At 63.7% G+C, this 22,520-nt stretch carries 17 protein-coding genes; 11 read left to right on the forward strand and 6 right to left on the reverse strand.

The annotated features are described in order from the left end of the window. Position 1 precedes the first annotated feature (1 nt). Positions 2-1,180: a hypothetical protein gene (locus ACIQ2A_RS12980; RefSeq protein ID WP_398479669.1), complete on the reverse strand. Its 1,179-nt coding sequence runs from the start codon at positions 1,178-1,180 to the stop codon at positions 2-4. A gap of 76 nt (positions 1,181-1,256) precedes the next feature. Here ACIQ2A_RS12980 and ACIQ2A_RS12985 point away from each other — a divergent pair, with 76 nt between their 5' ends. After that, entirely contained in the window at positions 1,257-2,444 is a 1,188-nt protein-coding gene (locus tag ACIQ2A_RS12985) for an MFS transporter (RefSeq protein ID WP_398479671.1), read from the forward strand. An 86-nt stretch (positions 2,445-2,530) separates the two neighbouring features. Here ACIQ2A_RS12985 and dgcA read toward each other — a convergent pair whose 3' ends face one another. After that, on the reverse strand, positions 2,531-3,532 hold the full coding sequence (gene dgcA / locus ACIQ2A_RS12990) for an N-acetyl-D-Glu racemase DgcA (protein WP_398479673.1): 1,002 nt from the start codon (positions 3,530-3,532) through the stop codon (positions 2,531-2,533). A 235-nt stretch (positions 3,533-3,767) separates the two neighbouring features. On the opposite strand from dgcA, the gene ACIQ2A_RS12995 reads away from it, so the two are divergent. The 4 genes from ACIQ2A_RS12995 to ACIQ2A_RS13010 all read left to right on the forward strand — a co-directional run bounded on the left by ACIQ2A_RS12995 (position 3,768) and on the right by ACIQ2A_RS13010 (position 7,644). Beyond that, positions 3,768-4,898, forward strand: a complete 1,131-nt coding sequence (locus ACIQ2A_RS12995) for an MlaE family lipid ABC transporter permease subunit (protein WP_398479675.1) — start codon at positions 3,768-3,770, stop codon at positions 4,896-4,898. 2 nt (positions 4,899-4,900) lie between these two features. Beyond that, positions 4,901-5,713 (forward strand): ABC transporter ATP-binding protein, encoded by an 813-nt coding sequence (locus ACIQ2A_RS13000; RefSeq protein ID WP_398479677.1) that lies wholly within the window; start codon positions 4,901-4,903, stop codon positions 5,711-5,713. 3 nt (positions 5,714-5,716) lie between these two features. Beyond that, positions 5,717-6,634, forward strand: coding sequence for an MlaD family protein (locus ACIQ2A_RS13005; RefSeq protein ID WP_398479679.1), 918 nt, complete (start codon positions 5,717-5,719; stop codon positions 6,632-6,634). 131 nt (positions 6,635-6,765) lie between these two features. After that, positions 6,766-7,644 (forward strand): aldose 1-epimerase family protein, encoded by an 879-nt coding sequence (locus ACIQ2A_RS13010; protein WP_398479681.1) that lies wholly within the window; start codon positions 6,766-6,768, stop codon positions 7,642-7,644. 316 nt (positions 7,645-7,960) lie between these two features. Here the strand turns inward: ACIQ2A_RS13010 and ACIQ2A_RS13015 are convergent, their stop codons facing one another. Beyond that, positions 7,961-13,564, reverse strand: a complete 5,604-nt coding sequence (locus ACIQ2A_RS13015) for a negative regulator of septation ring formation (protein WP_398479683.1) — start codon at positions 13,562-13,564, stop codon at positions 7,961-7,963. A gap of 406 nt (positions 13,565-13,970) precedes the next feature. Here ACIQ2A_RS13015 and ACIQ2A_RS13020 point away from each other — a divergent pair, with 406 nt between their 5' ends. Both ACIQ2A_RS13020 and ACIQ2A_RS13025 read left to right on the forward strand, forming a co-directional pair. After that, positions 13,971-14,348 (forward strand): Hpt domain-containing protein, encoded by a 378-nt coding sequence (locus ACIQ2A_RS13020; protein ID WP_398479686.1) that lies wholly within the window; start codon positions 13,971-13,973, stop codon positions 14,346-14,348. A 120-nt stretch (positions 14,349-14,468) separates the two neighbouring features. Next, the gene (locus ACIQ2A_RS13025) at positions 14,469-14,789 is read left to right on the forward strand and encodes a 2Fe-2S iron-sulfur cluster-binding protein (RefSeq protein ID WP_398479688.1); all 321 of its coding nucleotides are present in this window, start codon (positions 14,469-14,471) and stop codon (positions 14,787-14,789) included. 5 nt (positions 14,790-14,794) lie between these two features. On the opposite strand, the gene ACIQ2A_RS13030 is transcribed toward ACIQ2A_RS13025, so the two are convergent. After that, positions 14,795-15,247: an acyl-CoA thioesterase gene (locus ACIQ2A_RS13030; RefSeq protein WP_398479690.1), complete on the reverse strand. Its 453-nt coding sequence runs from the start codon at positions 15,245-15,247 to the stop codon at positions 14,795-14,797. A gap of 367 nt (positions 15,248-15,614) precedes the next feature. On the opposite strand from ACIQ2A_RS13030, the gene ACIQ2A_RS13035 reads away from it, so the two are divergent. The 3 genes from ACIQ2A_RS13035 (at position 15,615) to ACIQ2A_RS13045 (ending at position 17,993) form a co-directional block, all read left to right on the forward strand. Next, positions 15,615-16,247, forward strand: coding sequence for a DUF2147 domain-containing protein (locus ACIQ2A_RS13035; protein WP_398479692.1), 633 nt, complete (start codon positions 15,615-15,617; stop codon positions 16,245-16,247). Positions 16,248-16,398: 151 nt separating this feature from the next. Then, the gene (locus ACIQ2A_RS13040) at positions 16,399-17,226 is read left to right on the forward strand and encodes a hypothetical protein (protein ID WP_398479694.1); all 828 of its coding nucleotides are present in this window, start codon (positions 16,399-16,401) and stop codon (positions 17,224-17,226) included. Beyond that, positions 17,223-17,993, forward strand: coding sequence for a hypothetical protein (locus tag ACIQ2A_RS13045; protein ID WP_398479696.1), 771 nt, complete (start codon positions 17,223-17,225; stop codon positions 17,991-17,993). The genes ACIQ2A_RS13040 and ACIQ2A_RS13045 overlap by 4 nt, the downstream gene beginning before the upstream one ends. Before the next feature lie 244 nt (positions 17,994-18,237). On the opposite strand, the gene ACIQ2A_RS13050 is transcribed toward ACIQ2A_RS13045, so the two are convergent. Both ACIQ2A_RS13050 and ACIQ2A_RS13055 read right to left on the reverse strand, forming a co-directional pair. Next, positions 18,238-20,193: a hypothetical protein gene (locus ACIQ2A_RS13050; protein ID WP_398479698.1), complete on the reverse strand. Its 1,956-nt coding sequence runs from the start codon at positions 20,191-20,193 to the stop codon at positions 18,238-18,240. A gap of 238 nt (positions 20,194-20,431) precedes the next feature. Continuing rightward, a complete protein-coding gene (locus ACIQ2A_RS13055) occupies positions 20,432-21,508 on the reverse strand; it encodes a YbhN family protein (RefSeq protein WP_398479700.1) in 1,077 nt (358 codons plus the stop codon). A 412-nt stretch (positions 21,509-21,920) separates the two neighbouring features. Between ACIQ2A_RS13055 and ACIQ2A_RS13060 the strand changes: the two genes are divergently transcribed. Beyond that, on the forward strand, positions 21,921-22,427 hold the full coding sequence (locus ACIQ2A_RS13060; RefSeq protein WP_398479702.1) for a ferritin-like domain-containing protein: 507 nt from the start codon (positions 21,921-21,923) through the stop codon (positions 22,425-22,427). Positions 22,428-22,520 lie beyond the last annotated feature (93 nt).

Raw genomic sequence — 22,520 nt, forward strand, 5'->3', positions numbered from 1 at the left:
CCTACGAAAAGAACGCGATCTTCTCGGCCTGGGTCATGCGGCGGAGCGGCGCCAGCGGATCGGAGGCGGGGGCTGCCGGATTGGCGATCACGCCATTGGCGATCAGCGCAGCGCCGAGTGAGGGGGCAGGCATCTCCGGTGCCGCAGGCATCGCCGGTGCCAGCGCAACCTCTGCAATCTCTTCCAGCGTCATCTCGGCATCCCGGGATGGCTGCGCGACAGGGGCACGATAGACCTGCTCGCTTGCCGCCATCTCTGGGGCCGGCGCGAAGAGTTCGTCGGTATCGTCGAGATCGAGAGCGCCCATTTCCATGGCGACGGCGTCGAGTACGGCGAGATCTTCGGCCTCTTCGGCTTCGAAGCTTGTCTCGACGTCCGCCGTCGCTTCGATGGGCAGCGCTACCGGAATATTGACCATAGCTTCGGCTGCTTCGGCCAGGGCCTCTGCCGCTGCGAGGGCATGCTCGACGGGAGCCGGCTTGAAAGCAGGTTTTGGCGCCCGCATCGTTTCCGCGGAAGGTTCGGAGGTTGCCTCGCTCGCAGGTGCCTTGAACAGCGGCGTCACGGACGCCTCGCGCGGCTCATGGGCCTGTTCCGCGACAGGGGCTTCGGCTTTTGCAGTCGGCGCAAGGCTGCCGTCTGCCAGTGCCTCGATACGCTCCATCAGCGCATCGTAGCTCGCCAGCACGGCGTCGCGGCCTTTCTCGCTGTTGCGCGCCTCAACGGCCGCGTGGGCCGTCTCGATCGCCTTCACCTGCGTGTCCAGGAGATCGCAGATGCGGGTATCGGCACCGCATTCGCGCATCGTCAGGGCGATCTCGCGGATGATGCGGGCGCCGTTGCGAGCTGTGGTCTGCGCCGTGTCGCCTTCACTGCGCGGCAGCACCTCGATGGCGGTGGCCTTGGCCTGGCGCAAAGCGGCGCGGATCGCGCCAAGGGCTGCCGTGAGGCTCAGCCCCTGCGGTTGCTGCTTTTGCGTGGCAAGATTGCCCTCAAGTCGGGACACGGCTTCCAGCAGCAGATTGGTATCGGCATTGCGGTTGCGCTTGGTATATTCGGCAAGGAACCAGCGGCCCCGTGCGGTCTCCATGAAGGCCTCGCGGATCGCCTCGTAGTCAGCCTCGCCCGGCAGATTCGGACGGGCGTTGATCGGCGACAGGGCAAATGCTTCTTCGGCCATCAGGTCCACTCGCGGCGCGCCGACAGGCGCGGTATCTCATCACGTCAACGATCGCACACGAATCGCAACCCGTCCAATGATACCCGAATCTCGTCCCCAGATCGCTGCGTCCCCAGCGCGCAAATTCGCGCAGCGACTGGCCATGTTCTACGGCACCGTGTTCGGCTCCAGCGGATTCTATCTGCCCTTCTTCCCCGTTTGGCTGAAGGCGATCGGGATCGACCCGGCGTGGATTGGTATCATCCTCGCTGTGCCGTCGACGACGCGCTTCACGACGCTGCCGTTCATCACTGCTTTCGCCGAGCGTCATCATGCGCTGCGCCAGACCATGATCGTCTGCGCCTTTCTCACAATGATCGGTTTTGGCGTAGTTGGTACGCTACGCGAACCGCTGGCCATCCTGCTGATGTTCGCATTGACCGCTATCGTGTGGACACCACTGACGGCGCTCACCGATGGCTATGCGCTGAAGGGCGTCGTGCGCTTCGGCTTCAATTATGGACCGCTACGATTATGGGGCTCGGCGGCCTTCGTGGTCGGCGCGCTGGTCTGCGGCCTGGTGGTGAACTGGCTCGATGGCACGCAACTCATCTGGGTGATCGTCGGTGCGATGGTGATGTCGGCCTTTGTCAGCCTCGGCCTGCAGCCGCTCGGTGGGACCACCGGCGATGGCAAGGTGTTGTCGAAAGCAAGCGCGCTGTTGCGGGATCCCGGCTTCCTGGCGATCGCTGTTGCGACGGCGCTGATCCAGGGCAGCCATGCCGGCTACTACACATTCGCATCCATCACATGGCAAACGGCCGGCTATGACGGCCTCACCATTGCCGGTCTGTGGACGCTCGGCGTGCTTGCGGAGATCGTCTTGTTCGCGCTGTCGCCGCGGATCACGTGGGCGCCGGCGACATTGGTCATTCTCGGCGGCCTCGGCGCGTTCCTGCGCTGGACGCTGACGGCGCAGACCTTGCCGCTGCCGGTATTGGTGGTCGTGCAACTGCTGCACGGCGCGACCTATGGGCTGACGCAACTCGGGACCATGGGGCTGCTGCTGCATCATGTTCCGCAGCATGTGATGGCGCGGGCGCAGGGCTATGTCACGGCCTGCACCGGCCTCGTGATGAGCAGCATGGCGGTGCTGTCAGGTGCCATTTACGCGCGCTATGGCGAGGGCGTGTACTACGTGATGGCTGCGTTGGGGCTGGCAGGTGCGGGTGTGATTTGGCTCGGTCGGAAGCCGGTGAGCGAGAAATTGCATGAGGTTTCGTAGGGCGGATGAGCCGAAGGCGTCATCCGCCGGCCGAATTCACAATTGAAGCTCTGCGGCGGATGACGCTTCGCTCATCCGCCCTACGGCTACCCCCAAAGCTCCGCATCCGGCGGGTAAACCGTACTGCCATCATATCGCAGCCCACCGTCGCGATCCCGGGCAAGCAATAGCGGCCCATCGAGATCCACGAACCGTGCGCCCTGCGCGATCAGCATCGCCGGTGCCATCGCCAGCGAGGTCGCCACCATGCAGCCGACCATGATGTCGAGGCCCATGGCGCGCGCAGCGTCGGCCATCTTCAGCGCCTCGGTGAGGCCGCCGGCCTTGTCGAGCTTGATGTTCAACGCGTCGTAGCGGCCGGCCAGCGACGGCAAGGAGGCGAGGTCGTGCACGCTCTCGTCGGCGCAGACCGGGATCGGCCGCTGCACGTGCAGCAGCGCCTCGTCATGGCCGGCGGGGAGGGGCTGCTCGATCAGCGTCACGCCGGCGCGATGGCAGGCGTCGAGATTGGCTTTGAGGTTCTCCGCCGTCCATCCCTCATTGGCATCGACGATCAGGTCTGCCTTCGGCGCAGCACCGCGCACGGCGGCGATCCGCGCCATGTCGTCGTCGCTGCCGAGCTTGATCTTGAGCAGCGGGCGATGCGCGGCATTCGCGGTGGCTGCGGCCATCGCTTCAGGTGTTCCGAGCGAGATCGTGTAAGCGGTCGTGCAAGGGGCCGGGGCGGGTCGCTGCAGCAGGTCCCAGATGCGGAGCCCGCTTTCCTTGGCCTCGAGATCGAGCATGGCACAATCCACTGCGTTGCGGGCAGCCCCATGCGGCATGGCGGCCTGCAAGGCGGCGCGGTCGAGCCCTGCGGCAAATGCGCCGGCCATGGCCTGGATCGTCGCGAGTGTCGCCTCTGGCGTTTCGCCATAGCGTGCATAGGGCACGCATTCACCCCGGCCGGTGTGGCCACCGCGACTGATCTCCGCGACCACCACCACAGCCTCAGTCTTGGCGCCACGGCTGATCGTGAAACTCCCGGCAATGGGCCAGGTTTCGATACGGGCGGTCAATGTCGCGGAAAGCGAGGCTGCAGCGGACAAGCAGGCGTCCTCCGGGTTGAGGCAGGCGGTGAACTTGATGTCGATCTCTATAAGTTTAAGTGACCGGGGTGAACTTGTTTGCGACGTAATGCAGTGCTTCACAGGCGGTTCTGGAACACCAATTTACGCGGCGTTAACCATAGCATCGTGTTGGTCCAATTGAGCTTCTCAAATCCGTATGGCAGCGTGTTAATACTTTGTTCATGTCTCGATTGAACCACCCGACGGGCTTGCTGTGAGCAGCCCCACACTCGAACAGGTTGCGAAGGGCGATGGCCTGGCGCTATGCGCTGCCGGCGCGTGGACCTCTGCGTCGGCGCCGCTGATGGAGAAGCTGGTCGCGGATGCCGAGAAGCTCAGCGGCAGCCGGCCCAATATCTCCATCGATGTCTCGCAGGTCGCCAAACTCGACACGTTCGGCGCCTGGCTGATCGAACGCCTGCGCCGCACGCTCACGGTGGGCGGGCAGGAGGCCGAGATCGCCGGCCTGTCGGAGAACTATGCGAGCCTGGTTGACGAGGTCCGCAAGGTGAAGCCACGGGCCAAACCGGGACGCGGGCCAAATGGCATCACGGTCGTGCTCGACGGTATCGGCCGCAATGTCTATGGCGTCGGTGAGACGCTGCTGTCGCTGGTGGACATGATCGGCGCGGTGATCGCCGCCTGGTTCCGGATCTGGCTGCATCCGTCGCGGTTCCGGCTCACCTCCATGGTGCATCACCTGCAGCAGGTCTGCTGGAATGCGGTGCCGATCGTGGTGCTGATCACCTTCCTGATCGGCTGTATCGTCGCCCAGCAGGGCATCTTCCACTTCCGCAAATTCGGCGCCGATGTGTTTGTCGTCGATATGCTCGGCATTCTGGTGCTGCGCGAACTCGGGGTCTTGCTGGTCGCCATCATGGTGGCCGGCCGTTCCGGCAGTGCCTATACGGCCGAGCTCGGCTCCATGAAAATGCGCGAGGAAATCGACGCGCTGCAGACCATGGGTTTCGATCCCGTCGAGGTGCTGATCCTGCCGCGCATGATGGCGCTGGTGCTGGCGATGCCGATCCTGGCCTTCCTTGGCGCCATGGCGGCGCTCTATGGCGGCGGTCTTGTCGCCTGGATGTATGGCGGCGTCGATCCCGCGACCTTCCTGTCGCGCCTGCGCGAGGTGCTGTCGATCAATCACTTCGTCGTCGGCATGGCGAAGGCGCCTGTGATGGCCATGGTGATCGGTATCGTCGCCTGCGTCGAAGGCCTTGCCGTGAAGGGCAGCGCGGAGTCGCTCGGTCAGCACACCACGGCATCCGTGGTGAAGGGCATCTTCTTTGTCATCGTGATGGATGGTGTGTTCGCCATCTTTTTCGCATCGCTCGGGATCTGATCATGAGCCCGGCAGAAGCAACCACACCGGCAACCAAGGACGCGATCATCCGCGTCCGCGATCTGACCGTCGCCTTCGGCAAACGCAAGGTGCTGGACGGCCTCAATCTCGACGTGGCGCGCGGCGAGATCCTCGGCTTCGTTGGCGCATCCGGCGCCGGCAAGTCGGTGCTGATGCGCACCATCATCGGCCTGGTGCCGAAGGTGGCCGGCAATATCGAGGTGTTCGGCACCGATCTCGACAGCAACGAGCGGGAGCGCCGCAATATCGAGCGCCGCTGGGGCATCCTGTTCCAGCATGGTGCGCTGTTCTCGTCGCTGAATGTGCGGCAGAACATCCAGTTTCCGGTGCGCGAATATCTGAAGGTGTCGCAGCGCCTGCTGGACGAGATCACCATGGCAAAGCTCGCCATGGTCGGCCTCAAGCCGGAAGTGGTCGAGCGCTTTCCGTCGGAACTGTCGGGCGGCATGATCAAGCGCGTGGCACTGGCGCGCGCACTCGCGCTCGATCCGGAGATCGTGTTTCTCGATGAGCCGACCTCGGGCCTCGATCCGATCGGCGCCGGCGATTTCGACGAGCTGGTGCGCACGCTGCAGCGGACGCTCGGGCTCACGGTGTTCATGGTCACCCACGATCTCGACAGCCTCTACACCGCCTGCGACCGCATCGCGGTGCTCGGCAGCGGCAAGATCATCGCCCACGGCACCATCGCCGACATGCAGGCGTCAACGCATCCGTGGCTACGTGAATATTTCCATGGCAAGCGCGCACGCGCTGTCGTGAACGACAAGGCCACTGGCCTGAGTGGAGTTTGAGTGATGGAAACGCGGGCGAATTACGTCCTGATCGGAAGCTTCACGCTGGCGGTGATCGCTGCGGCGATCGGCTTCGTGATGTGGTTTCAAAACCTGCATTCGGGCAAGCAGCGCACGCCGCTGCGGGTCGTGTTCGAAGGCTCGGCCTCGGGCCTGCGCAATGGCGGCAATGTCAATTTCAACGGCATCCGCGTCGGCGAGATCGTCTCGGTGAAGCTCGATAATCCCAAGCGCGTGGTGGCGCTGGCGATGATCGATACCGTGGCGCCGATCCGCAAGGACACGCTGGCGGGCCTCGAATTCCAGGGCCTGACCGGTGTGGCCGCGATCGCGCTGAAGGGCGGCGCGCCGGATGCGCCGGAAGTGCCTGTCGATACCGACGGCGTGCCGGTGCTCACTGCCGATCCCGAGGCGACCAAGGATATCGGCGAGGCCGTGCGTGCCACGTTGCAGAACGTCAACCGCCTGGTCACCGACAATCAGGAGGCGCTCAAGGGCGCGCTCAGCAATGTCGAAACCTTCACCGGCGTGCTCGCCCGCAACGCCGAGTCCATCGACGGCATCATGAAGAAGATCGACAGCATCATGGGCAAGGCCGATGGCGTCGTCGCCAAGACCGACAATATCATGCTCGGATTGGACACGCTGGCGGGTGGCAAGGATGGCGGCGCGCTGACGGCGGCGGTGAAGTCGTTCCATGAGCTGACAGACAATCTCGACAAGCGCACGGGGCAGCTGATCATTGATGGCCGCCGCGCCCTCGGCGATGCCTCGCGCACGCTGAACGATGTCAGCCGGGCGGTGAACAATCTCGATCGTAACCCGACGCGCCTGCTGTTCGGCCCGAGCACCAGCTCACAACAACAGGCGCCGCCTCCGCAGCCGCAACAAGCGCCGCCGCAGCAATTGCGGAGACGCTGACACGGGACTCTTGTAGGATGGGTTGAGCAAAGGCGCGTCAGCGCCGGAGCGATAACCCATCGGCGGAGTTTGCCAGATCGTCCAGCCGATGGGTTTTCGCTCCGCTCAACCCATCCTACGCAGGAGCGCTCATGGCCGCCGACGATCATTTCACCATCAGCAATGGCCGCGTGATGGCCACCATCAAGGCCGATGGCGCCGAGCTGAATTCGCTGAAGAATGCCGACGGGCAGGAGGTGCTGTGGCAGGCCGGCCCGGAATGGCCGCGCCATGCGCCGATCCTGTTTCCCATCGTCGGGCGGCTGAAAGGCGATGTGCTGAGGCATCGCGGCCAGACCTATCCCATGACCCAGCATGGCTTTGCCCGCGACCAGCGCTTTGCCTGGACCGCGCGGGAGAAGACGCTGTGCGTGTTGTCATTGAGCGATAGTGCAGAGAGCAGGGCAAAATACCCGTTCGCATTCCGGCTTGATGTGTCCTACGCGGTCGAGGGCGACGAGCTGGTGATCGGCTATGCCATCACCAATACGGGCGACGAGACGCTGCCGGCCTCGATCGGCGCACATCCGGCGTTTCATTGGCCGCTGGCCGGCGGTGTCGCCAAGGAAGCGCACAGCATCGTCTTCGAGAAGCCTGAGCCCGCGCCGATCCGTCGTCTCGATGGCGGGTTGTTGCTGCCTGAGCCGGAAGCCACGGCAGTGCAGGGCAATACACTCGCGCTATCGGAAGCGCTGTTCGCCAAGGACGCGATGATCTTCGATCAGATCGCCAGCCACTCCCTGCGCTATCAGGCGCCGGGCGCACCGACGATCACCTTCGCATGGGAAGGCTTCCCGCAGCTTGGCATCTGGTCGAAGCCATCGGGCGCAGCGTTTCTCTGCATCGAGCCATGGCACGGCTATGCCAGCCCGGTGGATTTCGATGGCGAGTTTAGCGACAAGCCCGGCGTGATGCAGATTGCGATGGGCGAGACGCGGAGCTTTACGCAGCGGATCGGGTTCGCGCAGTAGCGCCGCCTCGCAGTTCCGCCTGTCATCACCCGCGAAAGCGGGTGATCCAGTACATACGAGCAAAGCGCTTTGTAACAAAGGCCGGTGTTTACTGGATCGCCCGGTCAAGCCGGGCGACGACAGGGCAGTCGCAGGTGAGCAATTGAACCCAAACAAAAAGCGGAGGCGTCGCTGCCTCCGCTTTTTGCGTTCAAACGCAGATCCGTAGGATGGGTTGAGCGAAGCGAAAACCCATCATTACGTGGTTGCGGCAAGCTCCGCTGATGGGTTGTCGCTTCGGCGCTTCGCGCCTGCGCTCAACCCATCCTACAAAGCTTTACCCCAGCCGCCCCGCTGCATGCGCCAGCAGCGTGTAGACCAGACCCGTTTCCGAGGTCAGGTGCGAACGCAGCGCCGCCGGACCGCGCTCGTCGCGGGCCACCTCGTCGAGCAGGCGCTCGAATTCGGTGATGTAGCGATCCACCGTGCCCTTGAAGGCGCGGTCGGCGCGATACTTGCGGGCCACTTCATCGAAGGCCTTCTGGCCGGCCGGCGTATAGAGGCGCTTGCTGAAGGCCTTGCGCTCGCCGCGCTGGTAGCGGTCCCACATCTCGGCCGCGAGATTGCGATCCATCAGGCGGCTGATGTCGAGCGACAGCGATTCCAGTGGATTGCTGGGGGCTGCCGGCTGCGGTGCGCGAGCGCGGGGCGCTTCTTCCTCGTCCTCGGCGCGGCCGAGCAGATCGCTCAGCCAGCCGTCGCCGCGGCTCTCGGTGGCCGGGGCCACTGGCGGCGCTTCGGTGCGGCGCGACGGGCTGCCGAAGTCTGCGGTCGGCAGGCTCGACGCGGTCCCGATCGGCGAGGAGCGACGCGGCGCCTCTGCACGCGGTGCTTCGGCGCGCGGAGCTTCACGCGGCTCGCTCCGGGCTTCCGCACGGCTAGAACCGACGGTGGCCATCACGGGCTCCGGCTCGCGTTCACGCGGCTGCGGTGCGCTGCGGGTGGCGGTCGAAACCACGTCCATGCCGCGGCCGTGGCGGGCGACGATGCGGTTGAGCTCGGCGAGCGCCTCGATCTGATCGACGATCACCTTGCGCATCTGCGCCGTGCTCTCGGCGGCCTCCTGGGGCATCTCGAACACGCCGCGGCGCAGTTCCGTGCGGGTGCTTTCCAGCTCGTTCTGCATCTCGGCAGCCATGGCCTTCATGCTCACGACCATGGAGGCGAACTTGTCCGCCGAGGCCTTGAACATGGACTCCGCTTCGCGGGTGCCCTGCTGATAGATCTGGGACATCGCATCCGTGGTGGCACGGCGCTCTTCTTCCGCCGCACTGCGCACGGCTTCGAATTGCTTGCTGATCGCCGACGATCCGGCACCGGCGGTCTCGGCAACCACCCGGGCGATGTCACGTGCGCGCTCTTCTGCAGCCGCCAGCGACTCGTCGAGCAGGGTGGTGAAGCGGCTGAGGCGCGCATCGAGATCGTTGGTGCGGCTGTCGATGGTGGTGACCAGCGATTCCAGCGCCAGCTTCTTGTCGCCGACCGAGGTGAGGGTCGAGCGGTTGCTCTGTTCCACCAGGGCTGCAGCATCTACCAGCGCATGGCCATGGGCCTCGAACTGGGTCGAGAGTTCGCCGAGATCGCCCAGTGCCTTCTCCGACTTGGCGGTGAAGACGGTGAGCTGCTCTTCGAGCGTCTGCGTCGCCACGCCGTTGCGCGAGGTCACGTCGTTCATGGTGGCGACGAAGTCGGCTACGCGGGTGACTAGCGCACGCTCCAGCGAGTTGAGGTTGTCGTGGGCGCCGGTGAGCACTTCCTGCAGCAGGATGTTGCCCTCACGCAGCCGCTCGAACAGCGCCACCGTATCGGTGCGCAGGATCTTGCTGGTCTCCTGCATTTCGGTGACCGCGGTGATCGACACCTGGCGCGACTGCTCGATGGCCGAGCGCGACGAGGTTTCGAGATCCCTGAGCGACTTGTTGACCGCGCCGGCCGCGAGTTCGCCGGCCGTGGTGATGGCGCGGGCGACATCGGTGCTCGAGACGGCCAGCGTCTGGGTGAAGGTCTGGCTGCGGCTTTCGATCGCCTTCAGCGCATCCACCGTCACGCGGTCGATATCGACGGTGAGCTGGTTGGCCTTACCACCGAGGGCATCGACCAGCGAGCCGCGCTTCGCGTCCACCATCTGCGACAGACGCTCGGTCTGCTGCTGCACATAGCCGACGATCTCGTCGGTCTTCGCGCTCATGGTGGTGCCGAACGAGCCCGAGGCCGTGAACACCGAGCGCTCGATCTCTGACGAGGTGGTCTTGATGCGGGTGACGACTTCGGTCGAGGCGGCGATCAGCGTCTGCTGCGCGCTGGTGGCGGTCGACTTGATGTTATCGGTGGTGTTGGCGGTGACTGCGGAGAGCGAACGCTCCATGTCGGTCGAGATCGCCTTGATCTGCGAGGCGGCGTCAGCCGACGAGGTGGTGAGCGAGGTCTGCACTTCGCGGGCGCTCGACAGGATCGAGGCGGCTGCATCGGCGCCGACGGCGGTGAGCGTGCGCTCCACGTCGATGGCGAGATTGCGGACGGTCGAGGTGGTTTCGTTCGACGCGGCGATCAGCGCCGACTGTGCCTCGCGGGCATGGTTGACGATCGCATCGGCGGTGGCACTCGACGCAGCCGTGATGCTGCGCTCCATGTCGGCGGCGAGCGACTGCACGTGGGTCGTCGCTTCCGAAGAGGCGAGGACCAAGGTGTTCTGCGCTTCGCGGGCACCGGTGACGATCGAGCTGGCCGTGGTGGCGCCGGCGGTGGTGATGCTGCGCTCCACGTCGGCCGCGAGCGTGCGCACCTGGTTGGCGGCTTCGGTCGAGGCTTCGATGAGCGAGGACTGGACGTTGCGGGTCGATGCGAGGATCGATTCCGCGCTGGCATTGCCGGCGGCAACCAGCGTGCGCTCGACGTCGGCGGCGAGCGAGCGGACCTGCTGCGTCGCATCGGTCGAAGCGGTGACCAGCGTGGACTGCGCGGCGCGGGCGCCGGACAGCACGGCATCGGCGGTCGCGGTGCCGGCGGTGGTGAGCGTGCGCTCCATATCCGCCGACAAGGTTTGCATCTGCGTGGTGACTTCGGTCGAGGTCGAGACGAGCGTGGTCTGGGCGTCGCGTGCGCCGGCCACGATCGAGGCGGCAGTTGTCGAACCGGCGCTGGTCAGCGTGCGCTCCACATCGGCGGACAATGTCTTGACGTGCTCGGCCGCATCGCTCGATGCGGTGATAAGCGTCGTCTGCGCTTCACGCGCGCTGCTGACGATGGCACTGGCGGCATTGGTGCCGATGGCGGTCAGCGAGTTCTCGATATCTGCGGCGGTCAGGCGCAGCTGAGCGCCGACATCGGTCGAGACCGAGACGAGGGATTCCTGTGCGGCGCGAGCGCCGGCCTGGATCGTCTCGCTGGTGTTGATCATCAGATGGGTGAGCGCGTTCTCCGCATTGTCGACATTGGTCTTGATGCCGAGCGAGAGTTCTTCGGCGCGTGCCATGAGCTGGTCGCTGGCGGTGCGGCCCGAGGTTTCGATCCGGCCGGCAACGGCCTCGATGCGCGAGCCCAGCAGCTCTTCGAACTGCTCGACGCGGGTTTCGATTTCGGTCGCGATGGCACCGGCGCGGCTCTCGACGCCCTGATGGATGCCCTGGAAGCGCGCAGTGATGGTGTCGGCAAGGTTGGTGCTGCGATCGTCGATCGCCTGGGTCACGCCGGCGATGCGGTGATCGATGGCGCCGATCGCCTGCACAGTGCCCTCAGTGAGCGAGGTCGTGAGGAACGACAGGCGGTCGTCGATGGAGTGGATCGCCTGCACCGCACCGTCGGTGAGGGCGGTGGTCAGATGCGTGAGGCGGGTGTCGATCGTGGCGACGGCGCGCGTGGTGCCCTCGGTCAGCGACGTGGTGAGGTGGGTGAGGCGCGCATCGACAGTCTCGACGGCGCGGGTCGTTCCATCGGTCAGCGAGTTCGTGAGATGGGTCAGGCGTGCATCCACCGTATCGACCGCGCGCTCGGCACCATCGGTGAGGGTCGACTGCAACGACTGCAGGCGTGCTTCGACAATCGCGGTGACCGACTGGGCGCGCTGGTCGAAGGTGTCTTCCAGGCCCTTGAGGCGGTGATCGACCGTCTGGTCGAACGACTGCATGCGGCTGTCGAGCGAGCTATCGAGCGAGTTGACGCGGTTTTCGAACGTGGTTTCGAAATGCGCCAGGCGGCCGTCGAGCGTATCGGTGATGCCACCGATATTCGAGGTCACGCGGGCGTCGAAGCCGTCCACATAGGTCTTGAGGGTGTTGTTGATATCTTCGGTGCGCTGGCCGAGACGCTCGACCACTTCGCCGCCAAAGGTTTTCACCGTGCGATCGAACTCCGAGATGTGCTTGGTGATGATGGCGCCCAGGCTGCCGCTGTCGCGTGAGAAACGCTCGGCGAGCTCATAGCCCTGGTCTTTCACCAGCTGTTCGAAGGCATTCATCTGCAGGCTGAGCGTGTCATGCGCACTCTCGGTCTGGCTCGCGACCTTGGCGGCCAGCGCCGTGACGGTGGCTTCGAGCGACTCGCTCGCCTTGTCGCCGGAGGTGAGAACCTGCGTGGCGAGGCGATTGCCGGCATCGTCGATGCGGCTGGAGAGATCGTTGCTGCGCAGTTCGAGTTCGAGCAGCAGGCTGTCGCTGGAATTCTTCAGCGTGTCGTGGACCTGCTCGGTGCGGTCCGAGACGCGATCGACGATGGTGGCCGAACGGGTTTCGAAATCGCTGGTGATGCGATCGATACGCTCGTTGAGCATTTCGTGGACGCGATCGGCGAGATCGACGAATTCGTCGTGGACGTGACCGGTCTTGAAGTTGAGGCTGGTGGTGAGGCGCTCGGAGGCTTCCAGCACGGCGCGGGTGGTCTCGCCCGAGGCTTCTTCCAGGCGGTCGAGCAGGTCGCCGCCGCGCTCGCCGAGGGCCAGGATCATGTTGTCGCCGGCGCGGCCGAGCGCGCTGGTGATGTGTTCACCGCGCTCTTCGAGGGCGCCGGTGATGCTCTTGGCGACTTCATCGACGCGCGATGCGATAGCGTCGGAGATCAGCGCGATGTCGTGACGGAGATCGATCTGCACGCCGGAAATCGCCGAGCGGACCTGCTCGGCCTGGCCGACCAGATTATCGCGCTGATGCGCGATGTCTTGCAACAGGGCGCGGATGCGCACTTCGTTGTCGGAATAGGCGCGCTCGAGCGCAGAGACTTCGTTGGCAACCAGGGATTCCAACTCGCCGGCACGCGCGATGGCGCGTTCGATGCCGTCGCCCATGGCAGCGACTTCGCGGCGGATGGCCTGGCCGACGGTGACCATGGCATCGCTGGATGAGCCTTCCGGCTCGGAAAAGCGGATCGCGACCTGCGCCATCGACTGGGCGATCATGCGCATTTCCTGGCCGCGCCAGGCGAGGGCAGCAAGGAAGTAGAACAGCAGGATCGGCGCGACCAGCGCCGCGGCGAGGCCGACAAGCGCCAGCGTACCGCCGGAGCCCTGGCCGGCCATGGCCTGCAGCGATGGCAGGAATGCAAATGCCAGGAAGGCGGCGGCGATCACCCACACGCCGGCAAACAAAGTGGCGAGCGTATAGACGTTGCGGGCAGGGCGGTTCTTCTGCAGTGCCTGCAGGATCTGGCCGATGGTCTCGCGATCGTCATTGGCGGCACGGCGGCCGAAGCGGGGCTCCTCGGCGGCCTCGAAATCTGGACGATCGGCAGAAATGCGGGAATCGAAGCGGGGCTCGTCGAGGTCCATCGGGCCGGTCGCCGGAGCGTTGTCGGCGCGTAGATTGGGCTCGCGCCCATCCACGTTGAGCGCCTCCTGGATGGCGGAGAGAGCAGCTTCGGTCGGATCCTTGGCCTTCTTTGTATTGTTTGCCATGCTCGTTCCACGCGTCCCCTGTTACGCAATACTACGGAAGTTCCCGCGCGAGTCGTGTTCCCTGCGCGCACCATGACCCCACGTCACGATGCAAGCATCCCGTCCCACGATCGCGGACTGCCCGTCGCTTGGCTTGTCCGCTACTTCCCGCAAACATCCTATTGGCTTGGTCGCGCGAATGAAATGCTTCCGGTTAAGACATTCTTAATGATAGTTAACGGCTTCCCCCGGTAACTATCTGTTAAGCCACGAATATCGCGAATGGCCCGGTAATCGTGGCGAGTTTTCGTCAAAATGACGGCGGAATGCCGGATCGTGCACAGAACGTTCCGTTAACCAATTCCGTGTTTGGCTCCTGAAAATCGCCGCTGGAACCTCCGTCGGCAGGAATTCTGGGCCAATATCAATGCCGCTTCACTTCGAACGGGTTCAATGGATGCCGTCACCGCCGCTGGTTCCCGATGACGGGGCGTTCGATTTCGACCATCTCAAGCGTATGACCATGGGTGATGCCAGCCTGGAGCGCGAGGTGCTGGCCATGTTCGCGGCCCAGGCGAGCGAACTGATCGAAAAAATCGTGAAAATGCCGCCCAATGTGGACCAGCTGGCCCACAAGCTGCGGGGCTCCGCCGAGGCGGTTGGCGCCTTTCGCATCATTGATGCGGCCGAGTGGCTGGAAAACTGCCTGCGCGACAACAGCGACAATGCTGAAGCCCTGATGACCCTGACCGATGCCGTGCTCGAAGCGCGGGAGGAAATCGACGGTCTTCTCAAGCGGTCCTGAGCCAAAGAAAACGGGCTGGCCCCTTACTTCCGGATGACGGTTTTGCTGCGGAGCGCTGGCGCTGCGCGGAGCGACTCGTTATAGGACAACCGTATCCAATTCCCCGGCAGCGCGAGCATCATGGCCAAAATCAACTTTGTCGATCATTCCGGCGAAACCCGCAGCATTGATGCGGATGCCGGCTCCACCGTGATGGAAGTAGCGATCCGTAATTCGATCCCCGGCATCGAAGCCGAGTGCGGCGGCGCCTGCGCCTGCGCCACATGCCATGTCTATGTGGACGATGCCTGGATGGAGCGCGTCGGCGCACCGACCCCGATGGAAGAGGACATGCTGGATTTCGGCTACGACATCAAGCCGAACTCGCGCCTCTCGTGCCAGATCAAGGTCACCGACGCCCTCGACGGTCTCGTCGTGATCACGCCGGAGCGCCAGGCTTAAAGCCTTTACGCAGCCCTGCTGTTGCGCATCATCCAGGGCTGCATTTTTTCGATCACCTCTTGGGGGATCGCCGTCGGCTGACGGCTGTCGAGGCCGATCATCACCGTCGTTGCATCGGCTGATGCGATGCACTTGCCTTGCGAAAACACCACCTGCGCAAATGTCAGCGACGTCCGTCCGACTCTGGCGATGCCGGTGCCGAGCTCGATCACATTCGGCCAGTGCAGTTCGGCACGGAAATGAATGTCGAGCCGCGCCAGCACCCAGCTCAGACCGTCCGGCGTAATCCCGTAAGACGAGTCTTTGGTGAGCATCACCCGGCTGGTCTCGAAATAGCTGGAATAGATCGCGTTATTGACGTGGTTGTTGGGGTCGAGATCCATGAAGCGCACATTGTCCGTCAGGCGGAACGGATAGTCGTCGAGGATCGGCGCAGGCGCGCGGGTCGCGGCATTCACGTCAGATATCTCCAGCTGGCTTGCCATCGTTACAGCGTAGTTGCGCAGCGCAGGCAAGGGGACGTGCGTGTCATCGAAGTGCGGCGTTAACCAAAGCGAACTAGCTTTGTCTCACCGACGATCAGGCTGCTCGCTGCCGCTGGATTGCCGCAACCGCCGCAAGTTTGCCCCAGGTTCTGGAGCGCTTTCGGCGCCATCCGGCTACCGTTTCTTGTGGCAACATTGCGGCAGCGGCAACGAACGGAAACCGACGCGCGATCGGCAATCTTGCAAAAGCCATCAAGCGGGGTCACTCTTTCGTCGCGCAAGATTGATAGTCTGTTGCAGCTGCGAAGTTGCCGGACGACGAACTGCGAAGGGGATATTGATGGTCCAGTTTCGATCCCGCCAGCTTGCCATGATGGCAACCGCTGCCATGCTGCTCGCCTCGCCGAGTTTTGCAGCCGAACCCATGACAGCGGCCCCGGCGGGGCCTTCGGCGGCCGGTCTCTGGCAGAAGATCGAGGACGGCAAGCCTGTCGTCTGGGTTCTCATGGTCAATCACGGCGGCGTCTATGAAGGCGCCATTGCCAAGACCTTTCCCAGCGCCGACGACAAGCCGGGCGATGAGGTCTGCAGCAAATGCGTCGATGACCGGAAGGGTCAGCCGGTGCTGGGCATTTCCTTCATCCGCAACATGCAGCAGCAGGGTCTGAAATACGAGAATGGCAATATTCTCGATCCGCGCGACGGCAAGGTCTACAAAGCCAAGATGAGCGTCAGTGCAGATGGTCGCGCGTTGACGGTGCGTGGCTATTGGGGCATCGCGCTGCTCGGCAAGGACGAGACCTGGTATCGCCTGCCCGATACGGAACTGGCCGCGCTCGATCCGAGCGTGACGGCAAAGTATTTCCCGAACCAGACGGTCGCGGCGAAGCAGCCTGCGACCACGGGCACGGCAAAGCCGCAGCCGATGCGCAAGGCCAGCGCGACGCCGGCGCAGCAGCCGCCGCAGCGCTGATCTGTCCGAGTCTTGAAAAACGGGCCAGGCGCGACGGCGCTTGGCCCGTTTTTTTGGCTCGTGCGATCGAAAGTAGCTATATCGACACTCAACCTTAAACTGTATCATATGGCGCTGCATCCGCGATGCGCGCTTCCGCGGAAACATCCGCTTGACCTCGGGTGATCGGATCGAAGCGCATCCACGACGCCATGAAGGGGCGCGCTCGATGCCGGGGCCATCTGACGATACAGCACCTTTGCCGGCTTCGCCGCCATCGACCCAGCCGGGGCGCCTCACGCGTTTCGTGTCGAGCGGCATCTTCTTCATGATCGTCGGCACGATCTTTCTCGGATTCGCTTATCAGACGATGGGGCAGACACACTCGGCCATGTCGTTTGTGTTTGTCGTGGTTGGCGTCGGCATCTTGCTCTACGGCACCGGAACGCAAGGAATTGGCGAGTTCAATTCCACCGACAACGCCGAGAAAGTGGCCAAATACAAAGTCGCGCTCGCCGGAGGGGCAGGGGTGCTCGCATTCTGCGTGGCCGGTGGCATCATTGCGTTTTCGCCTGCCATCAAGAATGCGTTTCAGATCGAACAGAAATATGTGCGCTTCTACATCAAGGGAAAGAGCTATCAGTCCGACGATATCGGGCGCTACATCCCGGATGTGAGGATCAACGGAAACCCGGTGCCTGCGGTCAGGCGTGGCGACTACATCGAAGTCTACGCGCCATATATTCCGAAGAACCAACCCGTTCGCTTCGAAATCAGGGCCAAGCTCAGGCTGATCGAAGCTTTGTCGGGACTGCTTCAATCGACCGACGCGGAATACACGGTCGAGATGGACAAGGAAGGCAACGTTTTCGAGTCTGGCATCCGCATCGGAAAATATGAGACCGAGTCCGGTCTGGACTTTCCTTGGTATCGTCTGCAAACGCCGGTTGGATTGAGCGATACCGCCGTACCGCTTTCGAATGGATATGTGCCGCGATGACCACGGGAAAGCATTTCGCGAGCTTCATGCTATCCATCCTTGCGGGGATCGTGTTGTTCGCATCGATCGCCGCCGCACAAAGCCCGGGTTCGTTCGATTGCACGCGGGCACGAAAATTCCTGTTGGCCGATGCCATCCCGCGTGATGACCTGAAGGACTGGCAAAGTGTGCTGCAATGCCTGTTGCGTGTTGTGGCGGAGGCCGCTCCGACGATCAGAAGTGTCCAGGATTTAACTGATCGACAGGATCTGCTGAAGGCGACGAAAGCCATTCGCGTTATCCTCGATGACAACAAGGAAGGTGCGATCAGCTATTTCCGTAGCATCGATGATCTCGATGTCATCTCTGTTCTCAGTTACGCGGCGCGCTCGCGCGACCCCGAGCTTCGCGTCAACGCGACGCTCATCCTTGGCAATGTCGTCGACAACTCATCGCTCTGTGTGCCGATGGATCATCTTTATTTTCCGCAGATCGACGATAATGGTCGAGCGAATTTACTGGCGGTCGTGTCGGTCGTCGCGAATTACGCGGTGGGTGACAATGTCGGAAATCTCGATCGACTTGCAGGTGCTTTTGGGACTTTACCCGACAATTACGTTGAAACACGGCGGTTGCTGACAAATCTGAGAAACAAGATCGATGACCGAAAGGCCAAGCTTTCTGGCTCTCCATCATCTGCGCAGAGCGGCCTGTTGGATGCCTGCGCGCGGTACAGGAAGCAGTGGGCGGGTGATCGCATTCGCTATAGCGTCGGTGGGGCGCCGTAATTGTATCGAGTGACTTCTCAGCGGTCGATCGCATGCCGCGCGAGCCCATATTCGTGCGATGGGTTTCGTTGCGCTCGATCGATTCAGCGATCTGATTGCTCTGCGGCTTAGGTGCCGCAGGACGGGGTGAGCGCAACAAAAAACCTGCACCGAAAACCCATCGGTCCGTCGATGTGGCGCGCGCGGCTGACGGGTTTCACTCCCGCGCTTCGCGCCTTCGTTCAACCCATCCTACGTTCCGGCGCTACTGCTGCACCGGCGCCAGCGGCTCCTGCGAAACCTCCGCTTCCGCACCCAGCCTCAGCACATTCGCGGCTGCCGGCACCACCGCATCGGCCATGGCCGCATGGCCTTCACCGGTCGGATGGATCGCGCCGCCATAGACGGCGGAGAGAACGCCCCACGTGGCGTCGTGGATATCTGCCGGCTGGATTGCTGCCGAATAGCCCTGCGGATAGGTCATCGCGGCAAAATAGCTGTCATTGGCGTCGCGGATCCAGCGGGCGCGCGGCGCGTAAGCGCGGAATTCGCTCGCGCCGCGGCCGCACACCATCGGCTGCTGCGCGGATTCCACCAGGCTGGTGTTGAAGCTGTCGCCCTTCGGCGAGAAGCACGCACGATCGAATTCGGGATCGTTGCTGCCGCGCGCGCAAAAACCGTGATTGGCGAAAGCCTGCTGGTGTGCATCGACGAAGGTCATGCGATCGGCTTCCGGATTGCGACACAATACGCCGCCCTCGCACATGGCCACCGAGCGCAGCCGTGGCAGGAATTCGCGATCGACGAAGCTTGTGACATTGGCGAGGCGGCGCGGATCGGCGGAGAACGACGGATGCACGTCGAAGCCGGCGGGACCGCCGGGGCAGGCGCCACCATTGACCAGTGCCGGATTGGCATAGGCCGCAAACACCACCCGGCCCATGTCGCCGCCGACCAGCGGCTTCAGCTGCTCGCGCAGCTTGCCGAAGGCGGCGGGCAGATCGCGCACCAGGGCGTTGCGGGAATCTTCCACCGAGCCGAGCAGCCCGGCGCGTGTGAACAGCGCGCGCTCGGTGTCGTTGTCAACGATGACGTCGGCGACGAGGCCGGAGAAGTTGATGTCGTTGGCGCCGATGGACAAGAGCACCAGATCGAGCCGGCGGTTCGGCGCGCGCTTCTTCACGGCGGCCATGGCTTCGCGCAGTTCGGCGACCTGGCCGTTGACGCTGCCGGCGCAGGTGGAAGCATTCTTCGTGGTCAGGCATTCGCGGGCGCGCTGGCTGCCGAGCAGGCCATCGGGGATGGTCGCGCCGGAGCAGGCGAGCGGCAGATAGGTGACGGCGATATGCGGATACTGGACGGCGAGCGCGATCGCGGCACGGGTCTGGTAGCTGTAGAGCGAGCGATGGCAGGCGGCGTTGAGCCACTGCGCACCGGCACGCTGCCACGCCTGCAGCGACTCGTAGGAATCGCAGGAGCGGCCACCTTTGAAGCCGGCGCGGCTCGGACGGTAGAACTGGCCGCTGGGGCCGCCGAGATAGGAGCGGAAGCAGAAGCCGTCATCCGACAGCGCCACCGGACGGTCCGGATTGCCCTCGCCGGAGGCGATGGAATCGCCGAGGCCGGCGATCAGGATGTCGCGCACCACGATGTCGGTGGAGGTGCGCATCGGCCCGTCGCCGCTGGAGACATCCACGGTGGCCACGGTGCGGCGGCCGTAAAGAGCGCGAAAATTGATCGGCTCGGCGCAATCGAGGGTGGACTGCCGCGGGCCTTCGCCGTCGTCAAACGTCCAGGCGCAGACGGCGCCGACCGGTACCTCGCCGGTGAGGCGGACGGTGACCGGATGATCCGACGGGGTCAGATAGCTTTCGCGGGTGCCTTCGCGCGCGCAGGGCTCGCTGACCTTGCCGGCGAGATCGATGCACAGGCGGCCGACGGTGTTGCGGGCCCAGCCGCGGCCGTCGCTCTGCAGGCCGAGGGCCTGTTCGGAGGCGAGCACGCTGCGATTGCGCATGGCATCGACGTGAAGCTGGAAGTCGCGTTCTTCCTTGAACAGGCGGAAGCGGTTGCGGACCTCCCAGGAGATCTGGATCGCGCCGCTATTGGCTGGCGCGGGCGCAATGGCCACAGGCGCCTGCGCGGCGGCATGCTGCGCAGTCGCCATGCCGGCGAGCGTGACGGCGACGAGGAATGAACGTCTGAAAAGATTGATGGCCATTGGGGGGATGAACGTCACGTATGGGGCGGAAGTAAGAAACGCGTAGCACGCGGAACTCGTTCCGCGGAGTCGGTTCATAGGGATCGGCAAGATTTCAGCGGGCGGACCGCGCTCGCCTGTCGTCGCCCGGCTTGACCGGGCGATCCAGTAAACACAGACGGTGGTGATCGAGCAGCGCAGCCGCCGTTTACCGGGATCCCCCCGCTTTCGCGGGGGATGGCAGGCAGCGAAGCCCGCCTTACCCGTGCGACTGCCGCTTCATGGGCTGCTGATGCACGATCGCCGGCGCAGGCTCGCCCTCGCGGCACTCGCTGGCGCCGTTCATCTTGCGATGCTGCCAGGGCTTGATGACGCTGAGCCACAGTTCGCGGGTGCCCATGATGCAGATCGAGAGCGCGAAGGGGATCATGAAATACAGGATGCGGAACATCACCACGGTGGCGACGAGCTCTTCCTGCTTGAACTGCGGCAGCGCCACCAGCATGGCGGCGTCGAACACGCCGAGGCTGCCCGGCGCATGGCTGGCAAAGCCGAGCAGGGTGGCGAGGATGAACACGACCGCCACGGAAACGAAATCGATTGCGGGCGTCTCGGGCATCAACAGGTAGAAGGCCAGCGCGCAGAAGCCGAGATCGACCACGCCGATGGCGATCTGCAACAGGGTCAGTGGTGCCGAGGGCAGCATGACCTTCCAGCCGTTCTGGCCGAGCTGGCGGCGTTCCTTGCCGATGGAGATCCAGACCAGGTAGCCGGCGATGCCGGCGAGGCAGCCGAGGCCGATGAGACGATTGATGGCGTCCGGCAGCTGGTCGATGGCGGAGGCCGCCTGCGGGTGCCAGACCATGCCGATACCCAGCACGAAGCAGTTGCCGAGCCAGAAGGTAAGGCCGGAGATGAAGCAGATCTTTGCGACGTCGATGGCGTTCAGCCCGTAATCCGAATAGATGCGGAAACGGATCGCGCCGCCCGTGAAGACGGTGGCGCCGAGATTATGGCCGATGGTGTAGCTGGTGAAGCTCGAGAGCGCGGCGATGCGATAGGGGACGTGATTCTTGCCGATCGTCCGCAGCGCGAAGAAATCGTAGAAGGTGAGGGTACAGAAGGCGCCGATCACGCACAGTGTCGCCATGGTGATTTCCATGGTCGACTTGGCGGCCATGGCTGCGAACACCTTTGCAGTGTCGAGGCCCTTCAGCGTGTTCACCAGATGCGAAATGGCGAGCGCAATGACGATCAGGCTCGCGACAACACCCAGCCGTTTCCAGCCGACATGCTGCTTGAAGCCGCGCCCGAGCGCGGTCAGCAATCGAAACATTCGTCCTCCCGGCGGAGCGCGAACAAAGGGACAGCCGATCCTTGCATGGGGTGGTTAGCCAATTCACTCATACGCGACGTTCACTCACTCTCGGCCAAACCCTTACGGCAAAAACGCTTCATTGTGCAGCCCTTGACAACGGCAGCGTTAATGGCCGGGACGCGATCTCGTCACATTCCCGCCGCGGCTGCAACCTGATTGAACTTGCAGGCTAAATCCGGCGCCGGTGCGATGGCATTGATATAGGCCGGAAAGCCCGGCGTTCCATGGGGAGGACGTCCGGTAGCAGGAACATGTCCCGAAGTGGCGGGTTGGCGGTGGTATCTGCAACCGAATGAGACGCGACCAAACGACACAAGGCGCTGTCAGCGCATGGGTCGGCGCGGCTTCATTCCAAATACCGGAGATCGCCATGGGACTGTTTACGCGCGACATCAAGACGATGGATGACCTGTTCGTGCATCAGCTGCAGGACATCTATTATGCCGAGAAGCAGCTGCTGAAGGCGCTGCCGAAAATGGCCGGGAAGGCCACCGAGCCCAAGTTGAAGCAGGGTTTCGAGGAGCATCTGAAGCAGACCGAGGTGCATGTCCAGCGCCTCGAAGAGGTGTTCAAGATGCATGGCGCCGAGGTGAAGGCCGTCACCTGTCCGGCCATCGACGGTATCATCAAGGAAGCCGACGAGACCGCGGGCGAAGTCGCCGACAAGCATGTTCTCGATGCCGCGCTGATCAATGCAGCGCAGGCGGCGGAGCACTACGAGATCGTGCGCTACGGCAGCCTGATCGCCTGGGCGCGCCAGCTCGGCCGCAACGACTGCGCAGCCGTGCTGCAGAAGACACTGGACGAGGAGAAGCAGACCGACGCGAAGCTGACGTCGCTGGCGGAAGGCAAGGTGAATTTGCGGGCGGCGGGGTAGCGCGGTGCGTAGGATGGGTTGAGCGGAGCGACAACCCATCATCTTTTCCTGCCGCGGGTTTGGCTGATGGGTTGTCGCTCCGGCGCTGGCGCG

The sequence above is a fragment of the Tardiphaga sp. genome, assembly GCF_044336785.1.
Taxonomy (GTDB): Bacteria; Pseudomonadota; Alphaproteobacteria; order Rhizobiales; family Xanthobacteraceae; genus Tardiphaga.

Bases quoted from the DNA above. Each gene is read 5' to 3' on its own strand.
- ACIQ2A_RS13010 (WP_398479681.1), top strand. From the start codon at position 6,766: ATGGCCGCCGACGATCATTTCACCATCAGCAATGGCCGCGTGATGGCC.
- ACIQ2A_RS13025 (WP_398479688.1), top strand. From the start codon at position 14,469: ATGGCCAAAATCAACTTTGTCGATCATTCCGGCGAAACCCGCAGCATT.
- ACIQ2A_RS12985 (WP_398479671.1), top strand. From the start codon at position 1,257: ATGATACCCGAATCTCGTCCCCAGATCGCTGCGTCCCCAGCGCGCAAA.
- ACIQ2A_RS13050 (WP_398479698.1), bottom strand. From the start codon at position 20,193: ATGGCCATCAATCTTTTCAGACGTTCATTCCTCGTCGCCGTCACGCTC.
- ACIQ2A_RS13015 (WP_398479683.1), bottom strand. From the start codon at position 13,564: ATGGCAAACAATACAAAGAAGGCCAAGGATCCGACCGAAGCTGCTCTC.
- ACIQ2A_RS13045 (WP_398479696.1), top strand. From the start codon at position 17,223: ATGACCACGGGAAAGCATTTCGCGAGCTTCATGCTATCCATCCTTGCG.
- ACIQ2A_RS13000 (WP_398479677.1), top strand. From the start codon at position 4,901: ATGAGCCCGGCAGAAGCAACCACACCGGCAACCAAGGACGCGATCATC.
- ACIQ2A_RS13060 (WP_398479702.1), top strand. From the start codon at position 21,921: ATGGGACTGTTTACGCGCGACATCAAGACGATGGATGACCTGTTCGTG.
- ACIQ2A_RS13005 (WP_398479679.1), top strand. From the start codon at position 5,717: ATGGAAACGCGGGCGAATTACGTCCTGATCGGAAGCTTCACGCTGGCG.
- ACIQ2A_RS13055 (WP_398479700.1), bottom strand. From the start codon at position 21,508: ATGTTTCGATTGCTGACCGCGCTCGGGCGCGGCTTCAAGCAGCATGTC.
- ACIQ2A_RS13035 (WP_398479692.1), top strand. From the start codon at position 15,615: ATGGTCCAGTTTCGATCCCGCCAGCTTGCCATGATGGCAACCGCTGCC.
- ACIQ2A_RS13020 (WP_398479686.1), top strand. From the start codon at position 13,971: ATGCCGCTTCACTTCGAACGGGTTCAATGGATGCCGTCACCGCCGCTG.
- ACIQ2A_RS12980 (WP_398479669.1), bottom strand. From the start codon at position 1,180: ATGGCCGAAGAAGCATTTGCCCTGTCGCCGATCAACGCCCGTCCGAAT.